Genomic DNA, 25327 nt, shown 5'->3' with positions numbered 1-25327 from the left:
CTCTTTTCCTTTCTTTTTGCTCGCTATTCTGGAGAATACCCCTCAGATTCGTTCAGCAAGCCCTCATACTGGGTAATGGCTGAAATCAAATCTGGATGGGCATCTCTGTTTACCTCAGCCAGCTTTTTCAGATCGAAATACACTCCTGATAATCGAAAGAGAGGGTCGTTGCGCTCAGAATCACCACTCGTTGCAGAATGTGTCACTACCCCATTCGTTTGCAAATAGAAGGTTTCTGCCGGGACACTTTCAATATCCTGCTTCACCTCTTTTAACACAGCCTGTAACCGTTCTGGCATCATATCGTTGTGTTTCTCGAATTTTTCAATAATCGTAAGGATGTAATCCTTTTTGCTCATCGCTCTCGATCATCCTTTCCTTCAAGCATGCTTTGTTAATGTGCCCTTAGAACAGGAAAGGCATTCAAAAAAATTACCACCTCTCTCGCATCACGCACAAGAAGAAGTGGCAGTTTTCCTTTTCCCTATTTGTTTATCCGACTTGCTGGAGCAACTTTCCCCGCAGTTTTGCAAGCATGTCCTCAGTCATTTTGTCCAGGTCGTACTCCGCTTTGAAGCCCCACTCTTGCATGGCAGCCGTAGCATCAATGGAGTTCGGCCAGCTGTCGGCAATCGCCTGACGCACAGGGTCGACTTCATAAGAGAGCGTAAACTCAGGAATGTGTTTACGGATTGCTGCTGCTACATCCTCTGGCTCAATGCTCATCGCAGTCACGTTGAACGCATTGCGGTGAATGAGCTTGGAGGCATCTGCTTCCATCAGGGAAACAATCGCATTCAGCGCATCAGGCATATACATCATATCCATATACGTGCCTTTGCCAATGTAGGACGTATACGCTCCATGCTGGATTGCTTTGTAGTAAATATCTACCGCGTAGTCCGTAGTACCACCACCCGGAGGCGCTACATACGAGATCAGACCCGGGAAGCGTACGCCGCGCGTATCTACCCCAAATTTTTGATAATAGTAATCGCAGAGCAACTCACCGGATACTTTGTTTACACCATACATGGTCGTAGGGCGTTGAATCGTGTCCTGCGGCGTGTTGTTCTTCGGTGTAGCCGGACCAAATGCACCAATCGAGCTCGGCGTAAAGAACTGGCAGTTCAACTCACGTGCTGCTTCCAGTGCGTTTACCAGCCCGCCCATGTTCAGGTTCCATGCCAAGAGAGGCTTTGCTTCAGCTGTTGCAGACAACAGGGCAGCCAAATGCATGATCGTATCCACGCCATGTTTCTTCGCCAGTTCAAACATCCGGTTCCCGTCGGTGACATCAAGAACTTCGAATGGACCCGATTGCACGACAGGATCGTCTTCGTTTTTCCGGATATCTGTGGCGATGACCTGACCCGCTCCGTAAATATCTCGTAATTTCATGATGAGCTCGGAACCAATTTGTCCTAACGCCCCGGTTACCAGAATTTTTTTCATTTCAGGATCCCCATTTCTTTCCCAACTTTTTCGTAGATGCTAAGGGCACGATCCAACATTTCTTTGCTATGTGCCGCTGTTGGCATATTCCGTACACGTCCGGTTCCTTTTGGTACAGTCGGGAATACGATCGCTTTCGCGTACACGCCCTCTTCATACAGTCGTTTGCTGAACTCCTGGGTCTGCTGCTCGTCTCCGATAATGCAAGGAGTGATAGGCGTTTCGCTCTCCCCGATATGGAAGCCGAGTTCTTTCAAGCCTTTTTTGAGGTAGTGTCCGTTATCCCACAGCTTGTCGTGCAGCTCGGTGCTGTTCATCAAAATATCGATAGCCGCAATGGAAGCAGCCACATCCGCTGGCGTCAGCGAAGTCGAGAACAGGAACGGTCTGCTGCGTACTTTGAGCCAGTCGATCAGCTCTTGGCGTCCCGCTACATAACCGCCGACTACCCCAATTGCTTTGGAAAGTGTGCCGATTTGGAAGTCGATTTTATCAGACAAACCAAAATGTTTAACAGTTCCTGCCCCTTTACCGAGAACACCAGAGCCATGGGCATCGTCTACATACGTAATCAAGTCATATTCTTCGGCTACCTCTACAATTTCCGGCAGCTTGGCAACATCGCCATCCATCGAAAATACGCCGTCAGTAATGACCATCAGCTTTTTATATTTGCCGGATTCTTTCGCTTCCTTCGCTTTCGCACGCAAGTCATCGATATCGGAGTGGTTCACACGGATAATTTGCGCACGAGACAGGCGGCATCCATCAATAATGGAAGCGTGGTTCAGCTCGTCAGAAAGAATCGCATCGTCCTTGTCCATGACAGCAGAAATCGCAGCCATGTTGCAGTTAAAGCCAGATTGGTAAGCGATTGCAGCTTCGGTATGCTTGAAGGCAGCGAGCTTTTCTTCCAGCTTCACATGCAAGTCCAAGGTACCATTAATGGTACGTACAGCCCCTGCCCCTACGCCGTATTTGCTTGCTGCTGCAATCGCAGCGTCCACAAGACGTTGATCGGTAGCCAAGCCCAGATAGTTATTAGAGGAGAGGTTAATCAGTTCTTTTCCTGCAATCGTAATGACAGGACCGTTTGCGCTTTGCAATGGGTCAATGACGTTGTACAGTCCCTTGCTCTTCAAATCTGCCAGATTTTCATGTAAAAAATGTTCAAGTGTTTTGCTCGCCAACGAGAATCCCTCCATTATTTCAGCCATCGATTAGTAAGTTCCACAAAAACAATTGTTCGCGCTGTATGGACACATCATTGTGATAAAATTCGCATAAAATCAACTTAATCTACAGACAGTTTACCACCATTTACTTAAAACGTCCACATCACAAAGACATATTGTTAACGCTTTCAATCATTTTCCTTTCGATAATGTCATCTCTCCTACTTTCTCCTTATGTCGTAATTCGTAGACTCCTGAAAATGAAAAAACCACTCTCTTGCTTCCTATGAGCAGATCGTGGCCTTTTCCTCATTTTTTTGCTTTTTGTGATTTTAAGATACCAGGCTTGGTGTCTATCGTACGCACAAAACCGTTCGTTTCGAAGCGATGCGTCATCAAGGCCTGTACTGGTCTGCCGTTTTGAAAATGCTCTTCCACCAACATCTGTGCATCTTCTGGCGTCACGTTTTCATACCAGATTCCCTCGGGGTACACGATCATCACGCATGCGTCCTCACAGCGCCCGTTGCAACGCGTGCGGGTTGTATGTACATAGTCATCCAAACCTGCGTTGGTAATCGCTTCGCGTATCGCTACCGTAACCTCTTCGCCACCCTTGCGCATACAGCTTCCGCCATTACAGATCAGCACATGATGCTTTGTCTGAGATAAGTCCCATGTTGCCACTACAAATCCTCTCCGTTCTTGTCCAACATCCATCCACACTCCCCATCATGACGGTTTCTTGTTCAATTTGCAATTCCCAGAACGTTTGGTTTTTGATAGAATATATGTTCGTATACGATTTACAAAAAGATGTTGGTGGTGAAAACATGTCCGTAACCAAACAGCGCGATGCCTTGCAGCTTTTGCAATTAGTGGGCTCCTACCCCTGGTATGTCGAGAAGTTTATTGAGCATAAAAAATCAAGAAAGAATTCACCCTCCACCTTGCTTGGATACCTCCGCGATTTCTCTTTTTTCTTTCGCTGGATGATGACAGAAGGTTTGAGTACCGTGACGGATATGAAGGACATTCCGTTAAGCGATTTGAATGACTTGAAGAAGGAAACAGTAGAAAGCTACATATTATACTTGCAGGAGTCTCATCTGTACGAGCGATCCGCTTTGCTCTCGAACCCTACCAAAAGCGCGAAGAAAGAGTACAGTGACCGCACTATCAGCAGAAAAATATCGAGCCTGAAATCGCTTTTTCATTACTTGTCTGCCCTCGCTGAGGATGAGAATGGGGAATCGTATTTGACGCGAAATGTACTCGCCAAAATCGAGCTGGAAATCACGGAGCTGACTCCCCTCGCACGCGCCCACGCCATTCGGGCAAAAATTCTGATTGACGACGAAATCTATCAGTTCGTCGATTTTGTCTACAACGGATATTTGGCCCATTGTGATACGGAAAAAAAGAAGCAATATCACATGCAAAACCGCGACCGGGATACTGCCTTGATCGCGATGATTCTCTCCGGTGGCTTCCGTGTGTCAGAGATCGTCAGTCTCGATCTATCCGACATTATTATGGAAAAAAACCAGTTGAAATTGATCCGCAAAGGAAAGAAAGAGGATGCTCCTTTTTTCAGTGACTGGGGCAAGGAGTACCTAGCCAAATACTTGCAGCTGCGTGACAAATACAATCCCGAACCGCAAGAGGACTCTGTTTTTCTCGCTGTTTCCCCTACCAATCCAAATGGGCATCGCATCGAAGTAAGGTCTGTCCAAAAGCTGGTCAAAAAGTACGCCAAAGCATTCGGCATCCCCGATTTGTCTGTCCATAAGCTTCGTCACAGCTTTGCTACACAGTTTCTCCGCTTGAACCCTGACCCCCATCAACTCCAAGCACAACTGGGGCACTCCAAAATCGAAACGACCATGCAATATGCCCATGTCCTAGAAGATGCTCTGGGCAAGGCTGTGAACCGAACGACGTAAAAATGCCTCAACAAGAACAAGTGACCAATCTGCATATCACTGCGGATTGGTCACTGTTATCATATCCCCGCGCAAATTCTTCTGGCAGTTCATCTAAGTCCGGAACAGGGCCACCATCCAGAAAGGGGATTCCATCACATTCGATTATTTCGCTGTGCGTTTGGCAGTAGGAACAACAAAAATCTGCTCGTTCGTTGCCAATGTACTTTCGCTTTGATCAATCACTTCCAATTCGTTCATCCGGTTCAGCACAACCGCTTGCCGTTGTTTGGCTCGGCTCCAGTTCTTTACCGGTGAGTAACGCTCTGGTCCTTTCGGTAAAGAAGCCAGCATGGCCGCTTCTCCCAGTGTTACCGCTCGATCCCCTGTTTCTGTTGCTTTTTTTCCGAAGTAAAAGGGAACAGCCTCGCCAATCCCATATTTTCCGTGCCCGAAATAAATGACGTTGAGGTACATTTCGAGCAGTTCCTTTTTGCTGTATCGCTGTTCCAATTGCAAAGCGATCGCAATTTCCTTCACTTTTCTGGTCATCGTTTTGTCGTTCGTGAGAAACAAGTTCCGCGCCAACTGCATGGTGATTGTACTTCCGCCCTGCACGTAGGCACCTTCCTTGATGTCCACCCAGATCGCTCGGCTCAATCCAATCGGATCCACGCCTGGATGCTGCATAAACCGATGATCCTCGATCGCAACGAACGCCTTCCAGACATGATCAGGCATTTCGTCCAGCTTTACATAGCTGTTGGATTGCTGTACAGCAGCCAGCTTTTTTTCATCTATCCATATAATTCCCGTCCACGCAAGCACGATCGGCGCTAGAATGGCTGCCATCATGATTACGAGAAAACTGATACGCAGTCGTTTTTTCCAACGAACACCGAGTTTCATGATGCTTTTGGGCATATTCGCCGCTTCATACAAGTCGGTGTTTCTTCCTAATGGGATTGGAAGGTGGTTCATGCTGCATTCCCCCTTGCCTTGCTTCTACTCACATTGTAGGGGATGCGCAAATTTCGTCCCATCGAATCCACTTACAGCAATCTTACAATTTCGTAAGACAAACTATTACGAATGCTGATTTTGCTGTGCCTCCTGCTGCCGCAGCTCGATTCGTCTGATTTTACCGGAGGTCGTCTTCGGCAGTTCCTGTACAAATTCGATTTTGCGCGGGTATTTATACGGAGCAGTTAATTGCTTCACATGGTTTTGCAATTCCACGATCAACTCTTCGGATGGCTCATTCCCTTTTTTCAGGATCACAAAGGCTTTTACCACATGACCACGCTCTGGATCTGGACTGGCAACCGCCGCACATTCCGCTACTGCGGCGTGCTTCACCAACGCATCCTCGACCTCAAACGGACCAATCGTATATCCGCCAGAGATGATAATGTCGTCCGATCGTCCTTCGAACCAGATGTAGCCATCTTCGTCCATGCGACCTTGGTCACCCGTCACGTACCAGTCGCCACGAAACGCTCTGGCAGTGCGCCCGGGATCATCCAGATAGCCTTTGAACAGCGCTACCATATGGCGATCAATGGCAATATCGCCAACCTTGCCTACTGGCAGCTCCGCTCCTTCTTCGTCAATAATAGCGATCCTTACAACAGGTGATGGCTTGCCCATTGAGCCTGGCCGTGGCTCCATGCCGACAAAGGTACCTACCAGCAAAGTGTTCTCTGTCTGTCCGTATCCATCTCGCACGGTCAACTGGAATACGCGGCGGAATGTGTCGATCACTTCCCGATTGAGCGGTTCACCGGCCGAACATGCGGAGCGCAAGGCGGACAGCTTGTATTGTTCCAAATCCGTTACTTTTGCCATGATTCTGTACTCGGTTGGCGTCGCACACAAGACAGAAACCGGATAATCTTGCAGAATCGTCAAATAATTCTCTGCAGAAAACTTTCCTTTATAAACAAACGCAGTGGCTCCCAGCCCTAACGTAGAAACAAACGGGCTCCAGATCCACTTGGCCCAACCAGGCCCAGCCGTTGCCCAAACGACGTCACCTTCGCGAACATCCAGCCACTGTGTAGCGGCCACAGCCAAATGCGCAAACGGCCAACCGTGGACGTGCATAACTCCTTTTGGTCCCCCAGTCGTTCCTGACGTATAAGACAGGAAGGCCAGCTCATCCGACTTCGTGTTGACTACCTCATATTCTGTGTCCTGCCCTTGGAGCAACCCCTCAAGCGAAATCCACCCTTCTTTCTCTTCGCCCGTCGTGATGTAGTGTTGCAGAGTAGAACAGTTGCCTCTCGTCAGATCAACCTCACTCATTGCTCCCGCGAAGCTGATCACAGCCTTGACTTTTGCATGATTGATCCGGTACTCGATATCTTTGTAGCGCAGCATCTCTGACCCCGGCAAAATCACTGCCCCCAGCTTCAGCAGTGCCAAATAGAGACCATAAGCCAATGTTCCTCGGGAAACCAGGACGAGTACCCGATCCCCATGCTCGATTCCAATGGACCCTAGTCCATTCGCAATTTTGTTTGAATATTGGCGCAAATCTTCGTACGTAAGGATATGTTCCTGACCTTGTTCATCTAACTCCCAAACGGCTCGTCTCTCCGGGTGTTTTTTCGCCCATTCGTCTACCTGGGCAGCGAAGTTATAGTTCACTGGCATGTTTAGTTCCATAGGCACATCTCCACCTTTTCTAAGATTGATGAATAATAATTCGACATAACTATAATTCTCACCTTTTTTTTCGACAAAAATGGGACAAAAAAAGGCCAACCTTTTGCATGGGTTGACCTCCCCTCTGTCATTCCTATCACTCTACTTGCTCCGTGATCGTGGCAGCCTGCACGGAACGCTGTTTTCTTTTTTCCCTCCACTCTTGAAAGCTGCCGACAATTCCGCTCGGAAAGCAGAGCACGACCAAAATATAGAGCAAACCAAGGAAGATGACCCATCTCTCGAATATGGGGTGAAGCTTCGCCAACTCAGTCAGCCCATGATGCGCCAGCTCCACGATTCCCGACCCCAAAATAGAGCCAAATATTGTTCCCAGCCCACCGATCATGCTCATCAAGAGCGCATCCAGCGTCGTTTCAATTGAAAACACTTGGGTGTTCACGAAACGCAGCATGACCGCGTACAAGCCTCCACTAATCGCAGCAACCACTCCAGCAACAATGCTGACGATTACCTTATAATGAAGAATTTGATAGCCTAATGCTTCCGCACGTTGTTCATTTTGACCGATGGCTTTCAGTACCTTGCCGAGTGGGGAGCGCGTAAACGCCCGCAAGATGACGAACAGCATGACCATTAGGATCAGGCATACATAGTAAAAGGACAAACGATCACGAAACAGCTCAGGCACCGGGAAGGTGAAGCCATCCCCACCCATCGTCAGCGAGCGCCATTTTTCTGCCAATACGAATAGCAGCTGGGAAATCGCCAAGGTCAGCATCGCATAAAAATGACTTTTCAATCGCAAGGACAGCATCCCGATTACGTAGCTGAGAATACTGGCGAGCACGATGGCAACGAGTACGCCTAGCAAGAAATAGCTGATCGTCGCATCAAAGTTTTTCAGGAATAAAGACACAGAGTACGCACCTATTCCGAAAAACATACAGTGTCCGAATGAGACGATCCCCGTATAGCCGAGCAACAAATCAAAGCTCATGGCAAAAATCGCAAAGATAAAGATTTGGGTGAACAAGATGTACATGCTTCGCGAGTCTGACAGAAACGGCAAAACCGCCAAAGACAGAAAGACAAACAAAATAAATCGATGGTTCAACAATCCGGATGTAGTCAACGCATGATCACCCCTTCGCTCCAAACAGACCGGATGGTTTGATAAGCAGCACTGCCAGCATCAGCAGCATATTCACCGCCAGTGAAAGCTCTGGAACGAAGTAAGCCATAAACGAGCCAAGCACCCCTACTAAAAGCGCCGCAATCATAGAGCCTTGAACGCTTCCCATCCCACCGACAATGACGACGATGAATGCCAGAATCGCATACTGCATACCCATTTCCGCAAAAATAACCCCTGAATACGGTGCCAGCAGACTTCCCCCGAGCGCAGCCATGCCTGCCCCCAGCAAAAAAACGAAAGTAAACACTTGTTTAATATTGATGCCGAGTGCCTGCACCATTTCCTTATCGATGACGCCCGCTCGGACGATCAAGCCTAGTCTCGTTCTCGTCAATAACAGGTGCAACCCGATGTACACAACTACTCCCACTGCGATGACAAACAAGCGATAAGTGATCAGTATGATGTCGCCAAACTCGATGCTCCCTTGCAAATAATCCGGTAATACTGCCCGAATGGGATTGGGGCTCCAAAACACCTTGAGCAATTCACTTATCACGAGCATCCCGCCCAAAGTCACGAGCAGTTGCTGAATATGATCACCGTACACAGGACGGATCAGTACGCGCTCTAAGACGAAACCGAGCAGCATCCCGATGACGACAGCACCTGCGATGGCCAACAGAAAGCTATCCGTCAAACCGAAAAGCCAAACACCAGCAAAAGCTCCCCAGGCAAACAATCCACCGTGGGCAAAGTTCAACACACTCATTAAGCCAAAGATCAACGTGAGCCCGGAAGCGAGCAGGAAAATGAGTATGCCTGTCGCCAGTCCATTTACAAGCAAATTAATCGCGACATCCATTTCATCCTCCCCCTCCCTGTTACACGCTCAGGCAATGCCCAAATATTTTTGTCGCGTATCTGCATCATCCTTCAACTCCTGCATCGCGCCACCGCGGACAATTTTCCCTTCATCCATCAAGTAGTACTGCTCGCCGATCATGCTCGCCATCATAAAGTTCTGCTCAACTAAAAGCACGGTCGTTTTCTGCTTCATCGATTCGATGTGGAACATGAGCTTTTCAACCATGATGGGCGCCAGTCCCTTGCTAGGCTCGTCAATTAACAAGAGTCCGTTGCTGTTCACATAAGCTCGTGCAATCGCCAGCATTTGCTTTTGACCTCCACTTAAGTGCCCACTTTTCTTTTTCCAGTAGTGACGCAGGTCAGGGAATAGATCCAGCATCCACGCGAGCTTTTCTTTTTGTTCGTCGTTATTTTTTTGCATGGCGAGCCGGAACGTCTCTTCTACCGTAAAATCATGAAAAATCCCTTGATTCTCCGGTACATAGCCAATCCCCTTACGCGCGATGGAATAGGTCGGCAGATGTCCGATTTCTTCTCCTAGATAGCGAATTTGGCCATGACGGATCGGGGAAAGCCCCATGATGGAACGAAGCGTCGTTGTTTTGCCCGCGCCGTTTCGTCCAAACAACACGGTAATACTGCCTGCTTGCACGGAAAGCGAGACACCCTGCAAGATGTGAAACTGGTCGAGGTACGTTTCGATGTGATCAAGTTGCAGCATCATGCTTATACAACCCTCCCAAGTAGGCAGACTGCACCTGCTCATTTCGCATCATGTCAGTCGGTGTCCCCTCAGCCAATAGCTCTCCATGAAATAGTACGACCATGTGATCGGAGAGTGATTTGACCATGTCCATCTTGTGTTCGATTAGTATGATCGTGCACGTATTGCTTTCCTTAATCGATTCGATCACCTTCAATACAGCTGGGACTTCCTCCAACGAAATTCCCGCCGTCGGTTCGTCGAGTAAGAGAACATCCGGACGCAGTCCAAGGAGCATGGCTAGCTCCAGCTTTCGTTTCTCCCCGTGCGCCAGCAGGCTCGCCAGCACATTCGCCTTTTTCTCCAGCAATACCAGATGTAGCAATCGCTCAACTTCCTCAGCCTGTCGCATTTGATCTGCCTGGGAAATCCATAAACGAAACCGGACTCCCTGTGCGGCTTGCACGGCCAGTCGAATATTTTCCCGCACCGTTAGCTTGGGAAATAAGTTTGTCAATTGAAACGATCGTCCAATCCCCAATCTCGTTCGTGCTGCGGGGGGTAAGTGTGTAATCTCTTGCCCCTTGTATTTGATCGTCCCTTGCGATGGAGTAAGCTGCCCGCTTAACAAGTTAAACAACGTCGTCTTTCCGGCTCCATTCGGTCCGATGATCGAAGTAAATCGCTGCTTCGGTATGCGTAGCGATACCTTGTTTATGACTGTTTGCTCCCCGAATGCTACGCTTAAGTCAACCGTTTCCAGCAAGTAGCTCATCACACACCTCCTCTAGTTCTGGTTCCTGACAGGTGGTGCTGTTTCTTCCATCGTCATCTCCCGGACAAGTACAGGGACCGGATGATCGACTCCGTCTTTTTTCTCCAGCTTGATCGCGTACAATGTTTGCAGTGCCTGATGGTCCTCCACCCGGAATTGCATCTGGCCCTTCGGCGTATCAAAGGTCATGCCTTCCATCGCAGCAATCAGCTTTTCCGAATCTGTGTCGGCGTTCGTCTTTTTCAGTGCTTCCGCAATTGATACAGCTGCCGTCATCCCACCTGCCGTAAATAAATCTGGAATCTCGCCATGAAAACGCTTCTTGTGCTCATCGATGAGCCAGTCGTTCATTTTCGTTTTCGGGAGCGAATGGTAATACACCGAGAAACCTTCCATTCCGATCATGGCCTCCATCGTTTTCAAGGCAGCGATATCAGGTGCTCCCGTGGACACCTTGATGCCTTTTTGCTGAACCTGCATATCTTGAAGCTGTTTCCACGGGGAGTTCGAGCCTGCCCACGTGATGAACACATATTCTGGTTTGGCGCTAATGATTTTTTGGATGTTGGCTGTAAAATCAGTCGTGTTCGTGTCCACGTATTGTTCTTCGATAATGACAGCCCCTAATTTTTCAGCCGCGGTCTTAAAGGCTTCAATCCCTTCTCGACCGTAGGCGCTGTCCTGGGCCATCGTCGCGATCTTCGTTCCTTTGGAAGCAATCGCCGCAGCACCAGCAACTGCGTCCTGCGAAGAATTTCGACCAGTGCGGAAAATGTACTTGTTCCAGTTTTTCCCGGTGATACTATCTGCTACAGCCGGTTCTACGACCATGATTTTTTTGTACTCCTCTGCCAGGGGAAGGACAGCTAGCGTATCGCCTGAACTCGAGGAGCCTACGAGAAAATCTACCTTGTCGGTCTCCAGAAGCTTCGTCGCTTTTTGGACGGCGACATCCGGCTTCGTCTCCGTGTCCTCCACGACAAACTCGATCTTTTTGCCAGCGATCTCTCGCTTCCCCTCTGTTGCATAATCGAGTCCGAGCTCAAAACCTCTTACCGTCTGCTTGCCGTAGCTCTCCAATGGCCCCGTGAGCGAAGCGAGTACGCCTACCTTGATCGTATTACCGCTCCCAGATGAAGCGCTTTCATTTTGGCTGCAACCAACAACAAGCACGACAGACATCGCTAGCGGGAGCAACATTTTCCATCCTCTTTTTTTCACGCCCGTTCCTCCTCGAAAGTCAAAATGTTCATTGCGATTCGGCTAACCATTCCAGTACGGTTGCAGCCCACGTATATCCAGTTCCAGCACTGACAGCTACGACAATATCCCCTGGGGCAAGACGTCCCTCTTGCTGTGCGACATGCAGTCCAATACACGGATCGAGTGCAGACAAATGACCGTAATGATCGAGATAGACGGCCTGCTCCTCGCTTAGTTGCAGACGTTCCAGCAGCTCTAAGAACATCGAACGCTTTGTGTGCAAAGGAAGCAGTAGCTTTAAATCACGCAAGGAACGATTGCTTTTTGCCAATGCCTGCTCTACCACATGAACAAAATTCGGAATCGAGATGGGATCAAGTCGTTCTTTCATATCGCTCGGATTCGACACATCGATGTAGTGGAGTCTGTTTTCCACCGTTTCATGACTAGGTTTGTGCCTCGAGCCGCCTGCCGGTACCCTTACATCATCGTGAAAAGAACCATCAGTAATGACACAGCTGTGGAGAATTCTGCTCTTTGTAGCACCACGCTTTACGAGAGCCGCAGTCCCCCCATCTGCAAAATTAAACATGAAGCGTGAACGAGGATTGTCGTAATCGACGATTTGTGATTCTTTACAGCCAGCAACCAGCAGGATGTTTTCAATGGATGCATCTGCCGTCAGCATATCTTTGGCAACCTTCAAGGCGATTGGAAAGCACGAGCTGACGTTCATCATCTCGAAACCGTATGCGTTTGTCGCTTTTAGTTCGTATGTAATCTTCGGTGCGCTGGACCATACATAGTAATCTTTGTGCGGACTGCCGAAGTAAATAATCACATCAATCTCAGCTGGATCGATCACTGAGCCGGTCAGCTGTTGGGCAGCGAGCACAGCAAGGTCTGATGCATGAAGGGTGTCATCTGCAACATGCTTTTGATAAAGACCGAATTTTTCGATAATGACTTGTGTGGGGATTCCTGTCTTTTCAGCCAATCGCTCAGCTGTTTCTACTCCCTCAGGAAAAAATACGGACGTCGCTTCCACTCCGATAGTCTGCTCGTGCATCGTATTGGCTTCAAGATAATTCATACTTTCGCTCCTTCCTTCGGTACGAGCATCGTCGCTGTTCCAGTTAGAACTACTTTTCCATGCTGATTCGTGCATTCCGTAAGCAATCGAATTATGCCCCGCTCTTCCTGATACTCCAGCACAGTGGCGGTCGCGGTGATTGTGTCTCCGATCAATACCGGAGCGGTAAACTGAATAGTCTGGTCCTTGTAAATGGAACCGATGCCAGGCAGCTGCATCCCGAGCAATCTGGACAACATGCTCGCCGTCAAAAGTCCATGTGAGATACGCTGGCCGAATCGCGTGTCTTTTGCGTACTGTTGGTCGATGTGTACCGGATTGTAATCCCCACTCATTCCCGCAAATAGAACAATATCTGTTTCCGTAATCGTTCTGCTAAAAGATGCTTGCTCCCCAATTACAAATCTCGCCATGCGAATCACCTCATTGCGTAATGGAATCGCTCTTCAATCTGGTCAAGGCTTGCTTGACGATTTTCCCTGTTGCATTGCGTGGCAGTTCGTTCAGAAACACGAATGACTTCGGGATTTTATACTTCGCCAGTCTTTGCTCACAGTGCGCTTTAATGTATGCTTCCGTGATGACTGCACCTGATTTGGGCACGATAAATGCCCTCGCGACCTCTCCCCATTTTTCATCGGGTACACCGACGACTGCGGCTTCCTGAACGTCATCCAGCTCGCCGATGACCTGTTCCAGCTCCAGCGGATAAATGTTCTCCCCGCCTGAGATAATCATGTCTTTGCGCCTTCCCACGATGTAAGCGAATCCTTCTTCATCAAAACGTGCTAAATCCCCTGTGTACAGCCACCCATCCCGGATGGTCCTGGCTGTTTCTTCGGGTCTGTTCCAGTATTCCTTCATCACATTCGGACCTTTGACGAGCAGTTCTCCGATTTCGCCCTGATCTACGTCTTTTCCGTTATACGAGATTAGGCGGACTTCACAAAACATGACGGGCTTGCCGATTGAGCCGGCTTTTCTTTTGGCATCTTCCTTCGCAATCATAAACACGGTGGGTGATGTTTCTGTTAGGCCGTATCCTTGTCCAAAAGGGAGGCCTCGCTCCTGAAAATGCTGGATGAGTTCCATGGGGCATGGAGCGCCGCCGTTGTAAAACCAACGGACAGAATCGAATGATGTGGTAGCAAATAAGGGACTTTGACGAATGGCTTCATGGATGGCGGGCACACCCATCACGATGGTGACCTGGTGTGTTTCGATGAGTTGAATCGCCTTATCAGGGTCGAACTTCCCGGCGACAACGACGCGTCCGCCAGCAAGCCATGTAGGGAAGGCAAACAGTCCGATTCCCCCGATATGAAAGAGTGGCAATAAGACAATCGAGCAGTCCTCTGAGGTGAGATCAAGCGCGGCTACATTGTGTACGGCGTTCCAAAACATATTTTCTTGGGTGAGCACTGCTCCCTTAGGCTTTCCTGTCGTTCCTGATGTATAGCAAATGATGTATGAATCATCTCCACTCCCGTCATCTGCCTCGGTCCTCCTGTGCTGGGATGACTCACTCGGGCCATCCTGGCTCCAAGGGAGTTCTCCCGGTTCCAGCCATATCATGTGCGCAACACTGGCCTTTGCCTTAATCAACTCAATGGTGGCAGCGAACTGGGGCTGGGCACATAACACGCGGATACCACTATCCTCAAACTGATAGTCTAATTCTGCAGGGGTCAAGCGGATATTAAAGGGGACGGCAATCGCACCGAGTTTGGCGATGGCAAACAGCAGAATCACATACTCCAAACTGTTTTGGGACAAAATGCCGATCCGGTCCCCCTTTTTGACCTGTAGCTCATATCGTAAATAGTTGGCAAGACGTTGGATCTGCTCATTCATTTGCTGATACGTAAGTGATTGATCGTTGGCAATCACTGCGATCCGCGTCGGAGTGATTCGGGCTCGCTTTTCAATCCAATAAGCAATTCCGTGCATGAACTCTACTCCTTTGCCTATGTAATGGATCGGTTACGGCTTGGCAGCAATCCCTTGCATAATCATCGACATGGCTGTTTCTAACACCTCTTCCGGTACATCTTCATTTTCCCAGTAAACCCAACGCATCCCGATGAATTGTCCGATCGACATGAGACAATAAGCCAGCGTCTCATGATCCATCTCTCGAAACGCACCTTCGTTCATGGCGTTCTTCAGACTTCGTACGTACCCCGCTGCCAGTTTGGCGTAATACCAGCGATACAGCTCCTGATCGACGAGGGCAGCCTGTTGAATAATGCTGTACATGTTGCGATGATGTTTGATCCAACGAAAAAAGGCCAGAAATCCCAGGCGCAAATTCTCTTCTTGCGTGGTTGCTCCCATGATCGCTTCTTTGATCGTCAAACGTAGCTCTCTGCTCAGCTGTCTGATCAATTCATCATAAATCGCTTTCTTCGACTCGAAATAATTGTAAAACGTTCCTTGGGACACCTGTGCATGCTGTGTAATCAAGACGATAGACGCATCATAATAGCCCAGCTCGCCAAACACATGCTCTGCGGCATCCAGTATTTTTTTGCGGGTTTCCTGTCCTTTTTTGGTCAAAACAGGGGTAGGTAGACTATTTTCTGACACCTGAATCACCTCTCAGTTTTTATTATATGTATAATTCTAAATATTACAACATATTTCTTATTTCCCTTTGCACAATTACCAGAAATTTACGCGAAACGATCAGCAAGAACAATCGTCATATAATACAAAAGCTCCCATGCGAATGCACGAGAGCTAAAATGGATACCGATGCTTAAATGACGCGCTTGATTTTCACTGTGCGCTTCTCCCAGTTCGTTCCATCGTACTTGGAATAAGTCACACCAGGACTACCGTAAGTGTGCAGGATTTTCCCATTCCCTGCGTAAATAGCCACGTGTGTAATCCGATCAGAAGAACTGTTTACAGAGGCCTTCATGAAGATCAGATCACCTTTTTGCAGGTTGCTTTTGGAAACAGATTTCCCAACAGTCGATTGCTGACGGGAATCGCGTGGCAGAGTAATACCCGCTTCCTTGAATACACGTTGTGTAAAGGAAGAGCAGTCGAACGTTTTGGTTGTGCTGCTGCTTGACCCGTATTTGTATTTCGTTCCCATATACTTCTCGCCATTATTAATGACTTGGTCGGCAGTTTTGCTTACTGGCTGTTCTGGCTTGCTAGGCGTATTCTCTGAGGAATTGCTATCAATAACACGACGAGCCCCTACAAATTTGTCACTGTACTTTGAGTATGTTTTTAATACTACCTCGTCTTCCCCTTGCGAAGAATAGACGAATTGATCACTGCCTATGTATATTCCCATAAAAGTTGGGCTGCCGCTCCCGCTGGAGGCGAAGAACACCAAATCTCCTGGCTCCACGCTTTTTTCGGATACTTTCGTCCCAGTCTTGTACAGGCTAGAGATTGTGCTCCCGATGGAAATCCCTACTTGTTTGTACGCATACGTAGCCAGCTCTGCAGATCCGAATTGCTTCGGTCCCTTTGCTTTATACTGATAATCCTTCCCAATTAGTGAAGTAGCAATATTTGCAACCTCTGACTGTTTTGAATCTTGTGTCTTAGCGGCCACTTCTCCTACTTGACCACCCATTAACAGGGACGTACTCAGCATGACTGCTACTGTTGACTTCATTACCCAATCTCGTTTCGTCACTTTCTTTTCCTCCTTGTCATGTTGTGGCACCCGTCTTGGGTACATGGCAAGAATAGCGCAGGAGGAAACAGGAGGATAAGACCGTAAAATTTTCCAATGATGGAATTGGTAGCATGGGACTAGTCAGAAAACGGGGTGCAAAGTAGGTGGTTGCTACTTCTTAGTTCCATGGAACCATAAAGGTTACAAAACGGTATCAAAGATGATTTTCGTCGCAAGAAATGGCTATTTTGCTGGCTCGAATCCCAAACAAAAACCATCTTCTGCATGTTTCTGTCAGAAGATGGTTCTCCATTCGTACCTATATCATTTTCGCCGTAAACTGCCCCCAAGTCTCTTCTCCCCACTTGAGAGTGAGGACATCTCCATCCGTAACAGGTCCTACCCCCGCTGGCGTACCTGTATAAATGATATCCCCTTGATCCAGTCCTAGATGTTCGGAAATATAGGCAATAATCGTTTCCAAATCAAAAATCACATCACGGAGATTGCCGCGTTGCACTTGCTCTCCATTTTTCAGCAAGTAGAAATCCGTTTGGTGCAGCTCATGGATACCAGGGAAAGGATGAAATGACGTCAAAATTGCTGAATTTTTAAACCCTTTTGCCAACAGCCATGGATGCCCCGCTTTCTTCAGCTCGCTCTGAACATCCCGCAAAGTAAAGTCGATTCCGAGTGCTATTTTGTCAATCATCTCGTCAAGTGTAATTCCAGCTTCATACGGTCTAGCGATGTGAATCACTAGCTCCGCCTCATAATGGAGCTCTCCACGAGATGCCGGAAGCTCAATGGCCTCGCCATTTGCCATGGCAACCGCATGTGTTGGCTTATCAAAGATCATTGGCTTGGTTGGCACATCGTTCCCCAACTCAGCTGCATGCAATCCATAATTGCGCCCGATACAGTAAATATTTTTGACTGACTCCATTTTGTCCTCTCCTTTGGTGGCTGTCTCTTTTTTCACTATATCATGGCTGCACGGCGTATTACAGTTTGTCTTGTTCGTCCTCTTCCATGTAGTTTCGATAGCCAGGCCAAAGACGGGCATTCCCTCGTGCTTCTACTTCAATCACGGTATCACAAATGGATTCCAACGCACACTCCAGATCCATCTCTTGCTCAGAGCACCAGGAAAATTCGTAATGAAAAATCACTTGCTGCTCTGTCGCTTCGGAAAGGACAAAGGCAAACTGCTGCTGTTGTTCCACGACATGCTTTCTAGCTTCAACCGTCGCTTCTACCGAGAACAACCCATCCCATTCAGCAACCATATATGTAGAAGTGACATCAATCCACAGGGAGGGAGTATCATTTGTCCGCCGAAAAATAACAGAGTCCTCCCGATAAAACCCGTAGCCAGAGGGCAGCGCACCTGAAAGCTTGAATGGGATTCCTACCGGCAAATCCTGTGGCTTCAATGCGTGGACAAGTCTCCCAGGCAAAAGATAGTAACCATCCTGCTGGCGAACTAACCGTTCTCCCATGACGCGAACCTCTTGATTGTGTGAATCACCTGTCACCTGAACGAACATCACGGCACCTCCCTCTAAAAACAGTATGGTCAGGAATGCATGACTCAAAACTACATGAACATCCATTTTTTTCCTGACGAAATACCGAAAAAAACAGGGTTCATCCATAGGATGCCCCCTTTATTCTTTCTAAGCTACGCACGTATGATCGCAATCACAACATGTTCGTCATCGTATGATTTTGCTTTGATTTTCACAGGGAAATCATACAAGTTGGTAAATTTAAAATCCATATAGCCATACGCTACTGTCGCATCCTGCCCCACTGGCACGTATCCCACTGATTTGCTGTGGTTATGTCGTTCCACCATGGTCATCTCCGCTTCAGCAGCAGCATTGTATAGCGTGCTGGAAACCTGACAAATCCCGCCTCCATAGTCATCGACGAGCTGGCCGTTCTGAATAACCCCGGCCTTTTGCCAACCATCCTCTTGCAAATTCGAATTTCCCACTGTTTCATTGAAAGAAAACACTTCTTGAGGCTTGATTTTTTCATTATGAATCTTGCTCAATGCCTGCTTGATGTTATGTTTACGCGCGTCTGTGCTATCTTTCATCGAAGAGTAATAAAAGCCGAGAACCTCCTCTTCCTTGAGGTCCATCTTCTCCACATACTTTTCCTGTAACTTTTCCTGCAACTCGATAGCAGGTGATGATGGATCCACTTGTAATGCCATTGCACGTTCAGGCGCGTAGTTCATGCCGAGCGAGAACACAAGGGCCACTGTCGCCATAATGATCGGCCAATGTCGAACTTTCTTCATTTTTACTTCCTCTCCCACATTTGTTTATCAATTGACTGACGCGAAGTTCCCTATTTATATAGCCTGTCATTGTTATTACACCTTGCCTCTAACAATGTAACGTATGGGAAAAGCGACAATCAACCTGCAAATGTTGGGCTTTTTGTCCTACATCAGGTTCTACTCGTCATCCTCACCGATAACCCCGAGGGCTTTGTTCTTTTCTTTAAAGCGCTGGTTATGGGAAGATACATACGCCATCCGATCTGCTACTGGGTCTATGTGTAATTTGGCACTGTTTACAGCCACAGCAGCATCGGTGAAGGCTCCCGCGATCAGCGTAATCTTGCTATCAAAGCTCGCAAAATCACCCGCCGCAAAAATCCCTGGCAGATTCGTTGCCAGACGAGGACTGACAAACACGTTCCACTCATCCATGTCCAAGCCCCACTCTTTAATCCCTGTGAAATCGGCCTTCAATCCGTGATTGACGATGATGGCATCAACATCGATTTGCTCCGTCTCGTCCGTCTCCAGATGACGGATCGTCACTTTATCGATGGTTTCTTTGTCTGAGCTTTGCAATTGCGTGACCGCATATGGGGTGCGAACGATCGCAGATGACTCTTTCATGCGCTTCACATTCCGCTCATGTCCACCAAATACATCACGGCGATGCACGACAGTTACGGACGCTGCGATCTGCACCAGTTCATTTGCCCAATCGACCGCGGAGTCGCCGCCTCCTGAGATGAGGACGTGCTTACCACGGAAAGGCTCCAGTTCCTGCACCGTATAATGAAGATTTGTCACCTCGTAGCGCTCGGCCCCTTCGATCTCCAGCTTTGCCATTTTCAAAATACCTCGGCCTAAAGCCAGTATGATCGTGCGGGTCCAATGCCGTCTCCCCGATTTTGCAACGAGTATGTACGTACCATCTTCTTGTGGCTCCAGTCCAATAATCGCCTCGCCTAGCACGATGGTGGGATCAAATGTCTTCGCTTGCTCCACCAGATTGGCAACCAACTTTTCACATAGTTGTGGTGGTACACCGCCTACATCCCAGATCATTTTTTCTGGATAGATCAACATTCGTCCACCGAGCTCTTCTTTCGCTTCAATGAGTTTCGTCTTCATATCGCGCATTCCGCTATAAAAGGCAGCGTACATCCCCGCAGGGCCACCGCCAATAATGGTTACATCAAACAGCTCCAACTGTTCTCCCACAACTACCCCTCCACTGTCTCTCTTGTTTGTTTATGATTCATCAAAAGTGATGATGAAAATGAGATTCATTATCACAATGTGATTGTAATGGAAAATGGAGGAGGATTCAACATTTCAGAAAAAATAAAAAGGCTCGTAATTAGCTTCATCAGCCAATTTACGAACCTGTTGTTTGCCATATGGTGCGGTCGAGAGGACTTGAACCTCCACGGTGTTGCCACCACTAGAACCTGAATCTAGCGCGTCTGCCAATTCCGCCACGACCGCATAAAAATGGTGCCGGCAATAGGACTTGAACCCACAACCCCCTGATTACAAGTCAGGTGCTCTACCAATTGAGCTATACCGGCACATTACGAGAAACTATGTAATTCGCACATTCTAGAGATAGAATGGCGGAGCTGACGGGACTCGAACCCGCGACCTCCGGTGTGACAGACCGGCGTGAACTCCAACTTCACCACAGCTCCATGTGGTTTTTGTCTCCATCTTGCGGCGACTTCTGTAATATAGCACGACTCTATCTCCAAATACAATAGTTTTTAAAAAAATCATGAAAGATTTATTTTTTCATAGATTTACCAACGAAAATCCGATAGAATTTTAGCTAGATATGCAGATTTTAGTAGATTGGTGGAGACGATGACATGAAAAAGACTTCGAGGCTACTCACTTTCCTCGCCCTCTTCACTCTGCTGCCTACTGCTGCCCATGCTTCCTCATCGGCATATGTGGTATCAGCAGGTGATTCGCTGAGCAAGATCGCTCGCGAGCATCAAGTAACGGTGGAACAACTCATTCAATGGAACCAACTGAATGATGATAAATTGTCAATTGGACAAACTTTGTCTATTCATGGTGCAAATACTTCTGGCTCCATTGCGACTGACATTCCTTCCGATGTAGCTGTCAATCAGAATGATAACGCTACCACTGAGTCTAAAGAACTAACCGCTGGTGAAAAAGCCCGTGTCACTGGTGACGTGCTGAATGTGCGTAAAAAGCCTTCAACTGACGCAAAAGTGTTAGGCAAGCTACAATTCGGTTCCATTGTAGAAGTCGTAGAAACGGGTAGTGAATGGACGAAAATCGAATTCGAAGATCGTGAAGCATACGTTGCTACAGAGTTCCTAAGTCCAAACCTCACTTCGACCGTTTCGCTGCCTGCCGAGGTAAATGCAGAAGATCTGGGTCGAATGAAGGAAATTTTTGAGCCATTGCTCAATACACCATACGTCTTAGGCGGAACTACTCCGAATGGCTTTGATTGTAGTGGCTTTACTTCATACGTTTTTGAGCAGCTTGGGGTTACACTTCCGCGCACTTCTGAAGATCAATTCCGTGGCGGTCAAGAAGTATCACTGGATCAAGCACAGCCTGGTGACCTCTTGTTCTACGATTCACTTGGAAAAGGACGCGTGTCCCACGTAGCGATCTATTTGGGTAATGGAGCAATCGTGCATGCGAATGGCGAAGATGTTCGCTATGGCAAAGTCGAATACATGCATAAGCTCTACCCGTTTTACGGAGTGAAGCGTTACGCTAATTTCCAGTAAGCTTTCCTACACCTATAAGCAAACAAACAGCCCTATCTGCCTTTGCAGCAGTTCGAGGGCTGTTTGTCTTTCTTGTGCTTAATGTATTTCAGTATTATGGCCCTGCTGCTGTTGTTGTTGTTGCCCTCCAATTTCGATTTTGCCCAACGCTTGCTTCATTTTGTCGAGCTGAAGTTGATAATCACGAACGACTACGGTAAGAACACTGACAGACTCCTTGAAATCCGGCTCGCTGCTTACTCTGTCGATGGCTCTATGTAAATGCAGCATCTTGTTCTCCGTTTCCCGTAATAGGTCGAGTAACTGCAATCCGTTTACCACGTAATCACCTCATCTGTTTTTTCTTACTTTCTCCTTCCCCTCTGTTCCCTATGCGCACAAAAACGCTTTGTATCATGAATAAAAAACGTCCGCTAATGACATAGCGGACGTTCTCCCTATTTAGTTCAGGCGTGCAGACGCAAGCTCAACGAATTTGTCGATATCTTTTGCAACCAAAGCGAGTGAATTCCGCCAGAAATCGACTGAGCGTACATCAACATCCATGATAGCTGCTACATCTGCAACGCTCATTTTGCCCGTTACAGATAAGAGCTTGTCGTACTGCTCAACAAAAGCTTCCCCGCGCCTGAGATACTCGGCGTACAAGCCTTTCGCGAACAGCAGCCCAAAAGCATACGGGAAGTTGTAGAAATTGTAATCCGCGCTATAATAGTGCGGTTTGCATACCCACATGTACGGGTGTAGAGCTGCTGGATCCAAACCATCTCCATAAGCATCCTTTTGCGCTTGCAGCATCAGTTCGTTCAGCGTGGTAACAGACAGTGCACCTTCTGTTCTGCGCTCAAATACAGCAGTCTCGAACAAGTAACGGCTATAAATATCGACGATTACCTGACTTGCTCCGCTGATATCATTTTCCAAAATCGCAAATGCTTCTTCGGATGTCGCTTGTTCAAGTGCTGCATTGGCAATGATGGTTTCGCACAAAATGGACGCGGTTTCGGCGATTGGCATCGGGTATTCGCTATTCAAGAATGCTTCGTTTACGAGACATTCTCCGTGATAGCCATGTCCCAATTCATGTGCCATTGTGCTTACATCGCTGTAGCTGCCTGTGTAGTTGGACATAATTCTGCTCTCCCCTACAATGTGCAGGTTGTAGCAGAATGCCCCTCCACGCTTGCCTTCACGAATTTCAGCATCAATCCACTGATTGTCATAAGCTCGTGCTGCATAGTTGGCGAGCTTTTCGCTAAAGCTACCAAAGTGCTTCACGATGAAGTCGCGGGATTCCTCATAGGAGAACCGCATGTCTGCCTCGCCCACTGGTGCAAACAAATCATAAAACGGCAACTGAGCGCTCTCATGACCGAGCAGCTTCGCCTTTGTACGGAAGTATTGATGGAAGGATGGCAGGCTCTCACGCATCGCCTGAAGCATCGCTTCGAGCGTCTCGCGGTCCATGCGGGAGTCTTGCAGCGTCTTATCCAGCGGCGATTCATAGCCTCTGAGCTTCGCTACCGTAATAACCTCGCCTTTAATACCATTCAAGCTGGCAGCAGCAGCTTCAACGATTTTTTTGTAAGCGGCAAGTTCCGCCTCGTATGCCGTTTTGCGAAGCTGCGGATCTTTTTCGTTCGCCATGTTCCTTACCACTGGCAACGGAAGCTGTTTGTGTTCCCCATCGACTGTAATGTCTACCAGCAATGTAGAAGTCAGCATTTCATGGAGCTTTGTCCATGCATTTGACCCTGTATTTTTCATTTTTGCCAGGACGATTTCTTCTTTTTCGCTCAGCATGTATTTGCTCTTGTCTGACATTTCTGTCAACATAAAGCGATGTGTCTCTAACAGCTCCGATTGGCTAATCAACTCGTTCAGGTTGCTCAACGATCCTAGCCATTTTTGGAATTGTACGCCTGGTTCAACCAATTCCACAGCCTGATTTTGAACTTTTTCAATCGCAAGCAGTGCTGCTTCATTCTTGGCATCGACGCTGGCAGTCAGCTCTCCGTAGGCGTACAAGCGGAATTGCGTTTGCAGGACGGAGGTCATCATCGTGATGTATTTCTCCATCTTCGCTACTGCATCTTCTGAAGATTGCAAGTTTTGCGCTGCCCAGCTTTTGATCTCTTCTGTTTCACGTACTAAATTTTCCCAATCTTGTTTCCATTCTGGTGCATCAAATGAGGAATACAAGACGTCCAATTTCCAGCGCATATTCATGGGCACGCGCCTCCTTTTCACTTATGTAACAAGCCTATTGTAAAAAAGTTTAGATGGATTCTGCAAGTTTTTACTAAGAAAACTTCTTTTGCGAGAATAAAAAGACTCTGCCGCTAGCGTAAGCAGAGTTCTTTTGTAGGTGATCAAGCTCGTACTGGCTGCGTCAAAAACGTCAATGCAGACAAGGCAAAAAGCTGGGTGGATTCCACCAGTTGATCAATAGCGACGTACTCATCTGCATGATGAGGAATGTGGCGATCGCCTGCGCCTGTCGTCAAAATCGGAATGCCGGCCTTGTGCAGGAAGGTTCCATCTGTCGCTCCTGGGACGCCATTATATACAGGCTCTTTTTTGGTGATTTCCCGATAGGCGCTCGCGACGGAAGTCACAACTTCTTCATTCATGCCAGTCAACGTCCAAGGGCGCTCTTCGATTACTTCCAGAGTAGCCTTGAACTTGTCATCCTCTTTACCCAGTTCTTCTAATATGGCACTGATCTCTTTATACAGCTCTTGGTGGTCTTGCCCGGGTACCGTACGAATATCAAGCGTGGTCATGCATTGATCGGGTACGACGTTGATTTGGGCGTCTCCTTTGACCGGTGCCTGCAAAATCGTCGGAGTGATACTCGGCCACCCCAGCAACGGATGCTCTCCCAGGCGAGCCATTTCCTTGCGCTCCAGCTCCTCTAATGCGACTATGGCGCGGGCCATCCTTGTGTTCGGATTGATTCCCGTCAGTGGCATAGCACCATGCGCCATCTTGCCAAACGTGCGAAGAATGGCTCGCATGGCTCCCTTTTGCGTGATGCAGAGCTGATTTTCTTCCGGTTCGCAGATGATCGCCGCATCGACGTTGTTGGCCCAACCGCGACGGATGAAATCTTTGATCCCGATCATCATGCTCTCCTCATCGCAAGGGATGCACAGGAGGATTTTGCCTGTAAAAGACTCTTTGGATCGTTGGATAGCTTTGACGGCACATATCGCGGCAGCCAGATTTCCTTTTGTGTCACAGGAGCCACGCCCGTAGATACGCCCACCAGATATTGTCCCGCCAAAAGGGTCGTAGCTCCAGGCATCCCGATCCCCTTCTGTGACGACATCTGTATGGGCTTCGAACAAAAGCGTTTTGCCAGGCCTGCCCGAATCGTAAAAAGCGATGACATTCGGTCTGCCTGGGACAACCTCTTCATAGAAGACCTGCAAACCCATGTTACGAAGATAATCGGCGACAAATAGCGCTACCCGCTCTTCATTCGCTCCTGCCTGATCGGGACGAAACACACTCGGAATTCTAACAAGCTCCTGCGTTAGGCGCACAACTTCCTGCTCGTCAACAAAGGATATCACCTGATTCATCCGCCAAT

General features: G+C 48.1%; 25 protein-coding genes and 3 tRNA genes. 2 read left to right on the top strand and 26 right to left on the bottom strand.

Translation table 11 applies throughout. From position 1 onward, the window contains the following. Window positions 1–23: 23 nt before the first annotated feature. The 4 genes from ACKKE8_RS14510 to ACKKE8_RS14495 all read right to left on the bottom strand — a co-directional run bounded on the left by ACKKE8_RS14510 (window position 24) and on the right by ACKKE8_RS14495 (window position 3317). Entirely contained in the window at window positions 24–359 is a 336-nt protein-coding gene (locus ACKKE8_RS14510) for a hypothetical protein (RefSeq protein WP_409178746.1), read from the bottom strand. Between the two features lie 133 nt (window positions 360–492). After that, window positions 493–1455: an L-threonine 3-dehydrogenase gene (locus ACKKE8_RS14505; RefSeq protein WP_409178745.1), complete on the bottom strand. Its 963-nt coding sequence runs from the start codon at window positions 1453–1455 to the stop codon at window positions 493–495. Continuing rightward, entirely contained in the window at window positions 1452–2645 is a 1194-nt protein-coding gene (locus tag ACKKE8_RS14500; protein ID WP_390296243.1) for a glycine C-acetyltransferase, read from the bottom strand. The genes ACKKE8_RS14505 and ACKKE8_RS14500 overlap by 4 nt, the downstream gene beginning before the upstream one ends. A 294-nt stretch (window positions 2646–2939) precedes the next feature. Continuing rightward, window positions 2940–3317: a (2Fe-2S) ferredoxin domain-containing protein gene (locus ACKKE8_RS14495; RefSeq protein ID WP_409178744.1), complete on the bottom strand. Its 378-nt coding sequence runs from the start codon at window positions 3315–3317 to the stop codon at window positions 2940–2942. A gap of 146 nt (window positions 3318–3463) precedes the next feature. Here ACKKE8_RS14495 and xerS point away from each other — a divergent pair, with 146 nt between their 5' ends. Further along, window positions 3464–4576 (top strand): tyrosine recombinase XerS, encoded by a 1113-nt coding sequence (gene xerS / locus ACKKE8_RS14490; RefSeq protein ID WP_409178743.1) that lies wholly within the window; start codon window positions 3464–3466, stop codon window positions 4574–4576. 144 nt (window positions 4577–4720) lie between these two features. Here the strand turns inward: xerS and ACKKE8_RS14485 are convergent, their stop codons facing one another. The 19 genes from ACKKE8_RS14485 to ACKKE8_RS14395 all read right to left on the bottom strand — a co-directional run bounded on the left by ACKKE8_RS14485 (window position 4721) and on the right by ACKKE8_RS14395 (window position 20643). Next, window positions 4721–5536, bottom strand: a complete 816-nt coding sequence (locus ACKKE8_RS14485; protein WP_409178742.1) for a transglycosylase domain-containing protein — start codon at window positions 5534–5536, stop codon at window positions 4721–4723. A 105-nt stretch (window positions 5537–5641) separates the two neighbouring features. Continuing rightward, window positions 5642–7225: an acyl-CoA synthetase gene (locus tag ACKKE8_RS14480; protein WP_409178741.1), complete on the bottom strand. Its 1584-nt coding sequence runs from the start codon at window positions 7223–7225 to the stop codon at window positions 5642–5644. Window positions 7226–7361: 136 nt separating this feature from the next. Beyond that, entirely contained in the window at window positions 7362–8360 is a 999-nt protein-coding gene (locus ACKKE8_RS14475) for a branched-chain amino acid ABC transporter permease (RefSeq protein ID WP_409178740.1), read from the bottom strand. Window positions 8361–8367: 7 nt separating this feature from the next. Beyond that, window positions 8368–9228: a branched-chain amino acid ABC transporter permease gene (locus ACKKE8_RS14470; protein WP_409178739.1), complete on the bottom strand. Its 861-nt coding sequence runs from the start codon at window positions 9226–9228 to the stop codon at window positions 8368–8370. A gap of 27 nt (window positions 9229–9255) precedes the next feature. Beyond that, window positions 9256–9957, bottom strand: a complete 702-nt coding sequence (locus tag ACKKE8_RS14465) for an ABC transporter ATP-binding protein (protein ID WP_409178738.1) — start codon at window positions 9955–9957, stop codon at window positions 9256–9258. Further along, a complete protein-coding gene (locus ACKKE8_RS14460; protein ID WP_409178737.1) occupies window positions 9941–10711 on the bottom strand; it encodes an ABC transporter ATP-binding protein in 771 nt (256 codons plus the stop codon). The genes ACKKE8_RS14465 and ACKKE8_RS14460 overlap by 17 nt, the downstream gene beginning before the upstream one ends. 12 nt (window positions 10712–10723) lie before the next feature. Further along, window positions 10724–11893: a substrate-binding domain-containing protein gene (locus ACKKE8_RS14455; RefSeq protein WP_409179118.1), complete on the bottom strand. Its 1170-nt coding sequence runs from the start codon at window positions 11891–11893 to the stop codon at window positions 10724–10726. A gap of 67 nt (window positions 11894–11960) precedes the next feature. Then, window positions 11961–13007 carry a 3-oxoacyl-ACP synthase gene (locus ACKKE8_RS14450; RefSeq protein WP_409178736.1) on the bottom strand — a complete coding sequence of 349 codons (1047 nt, stop codon included), beginning with the start codon at window positions 13005–13007 and terminating at the stop codon, window positions 11961–11963. Continuing rightward, window positions 13004–13420 (bottom strand): MaoC family dehydratase, encoded by a 417-nt coding sequence (locus ACKKE8_RS14445; RefSeq protein ID WP_409178735.1) that lies wholly within the window; start codon window positions 13418–13420, stop codon window positions 13004–13006. Before ACKKE8_RS14445 ends, ACKKE8_RS14450 begins: the two co-directional genes overlap by 4 nt. 10 nt (window positions 13421–13430) lie before the next feature. Beyond that, on the bottom strand, window positions 13431–14957 hold the full coding sequence (locus ACKKE8_RS14440; RefSeq protein ID WP_409178734.1) for an o-succinylbenzoate--CoA ligase: 1527 nt from the start codon (window positions 14955–14957) through the stop codon (window positions 13431–13433). 33 nt (window positions 14958–14990) lie between these two features. After that, window positions 14991–15596 carry a TetR/AcrR family transcriptional regulator gene (locus ACKKE8_RS14435; RefSeq protein ID WP_409178733.1) on the bottom strand — a complete coding sequence of 202 codons (606 nt, stop codon included), beginning with the start codon at window positions 15594–15596 and terminating at the stop codon, window positions 14991–14993. A 172-nt stretch (window positions 15597–15768) separates the two neighbouring features. Next, window positions 15769–16671: a C40 family peptidase gene (locus ACKKE8_RS14430; protein WP_409178732.1), complete on the bottom strand. Its 903-nt coding sequence runs from the start codon at window positions 16669–16671 to the stop codon at window positions 15769–15771. Window positions 16672–16972: 301 nt separating this feature from the next. Further along, entirely contained in the window at window positions 16973–17599 is a 627-nt protein-coding gene (locus ACKKE8_RS14425) for a fumarylacetoacetate hydrolase family protein (protein WP_409178731.1), read from the bottom strand. A 58-nt stretch (window positions 17600–17657) separates the two neighbouring features. After that, a complete protein-coding gene (locus ACKKE8_RS14420; RefSeq protein WP_409178730.1) occupies window positions 17658–18203 on the bottom strand; it encodes a hypothetical protein in 546 nt (181 codons plus the stop codon). Between the two features lie 134 nt (window positions 18204–18337). Continuing rightward, window positions 18338–18967 (bottom strand): VanW family protein, encoded by a 630-nt coding sequence (locus tag ACKKE8_RS14415; protein WP_409178729.1) that lies wholly within the window; start codon window positions 18965–18967, stop codon window positions 18338–18340. Between the two features lie 159 nt (window positions 18968–19126). Then, entirely contained in the window at window positions 19127–20173 is a 1047-nt protein-coding gene (locus ACKKE8_RS14410; protein ID WP_409178728.1) for an NAD(P)/FAD-dependent oxidoreductase, read from the bottom strand. A 180-nt stretch (window positions 20174–20353) separates the two neighbouring features. Beyond that, a tRNA-Leu gene (locus ACKKE8_RS14405) sits at window positions 20354–20440 on the bottom strand. 7 nt (window positions 20441–20447) lie between these two features. Then, window positions 20448–20523, bottom strand: a tRNA-Thr gene (locus ACKKE8_RS14400). Between the two features lie 43 nt (window positions 20524–20566). Continuing rightward, window positions 20567–20643, bottom strand: a tRNA-Asp gene (locus ACKKE8_RS14395). A gap of 177 nt (window positions 20644–20820) precedes the next feature. Here ACKKE8_RS14395 and ACKKE8_RS14390 point away from each other — a divergent pair. Then, window positions 20821–21729 carry an NlpC/P60 family protein gene (locus ACKKE8_RS14390; protein WP_409178727.1) on the top strand — a complete coding sequence of 303 codons (909 nt, stop codon included), beginning with the start codon at window positions 20821–20823 and terminating at the stop codon, window positions 21727–21729. A 78-nt stretch (window positions 21730–21807) separates the two neighbouring features. Here the strand turns inward: ACKKE8_RS14390 and ACKKE8_RS14385 are convergent, their stop codons facing one another. The 3 genes from ACKKE8_RS14385 to ACKKE8_RS14375 form a co-directional block, all read right to left on the bottom strand. Beyond that, a complete protein-coding gene (locus ACKKE8_RS14385) occupies window positions 21808–22050 on the bottom strand; it encodes a hypothetical protein (protein WP_409178726.1) in 243 nt (80 codons plus the stop codon). Window positions 22051–22170: 120 nt separating this feature from the next. Then, window positions 22171–23958: a M3 family oligoendopeptidase gene (locus ACKKE8_RS14380; RefSeq protein WP_409178725.1), complete on the bottom strand. Its 1788-nt coding sequence runs from the start codon at window positions 23956–23958 to the stop codon at window positions 22171–22173. Between the two features lie 143 nt (window positions 23959–24101). Then, window positions 24102–25319 carry a M20 family metallopeptidase gene (locus ACKKE8_RS14375; protein WP_409178724.1) on the bottom strand — a complete coding sequence of 406 codons (1218 nt, stop codon included), beginning with the start codon at window positions 25317–25319 and terminating at the stop codon, window positions 24102–24104. Window positions 25320–25327 lie beyond the last annotated feature (8 nt).

Source organism: Brevibacillus fortis, assembly GCF_046196545.1.
Classification (GTDB): domain Bacteria; phylum Bacillota; class Bacilli; order Brevibacillales; family Brevibacillaceae; genus Brevibacillus; species Brevibacillus fortis_A.
This window is presented reverse-complemented; position numbering and strand designations above follow the sequence as displayed.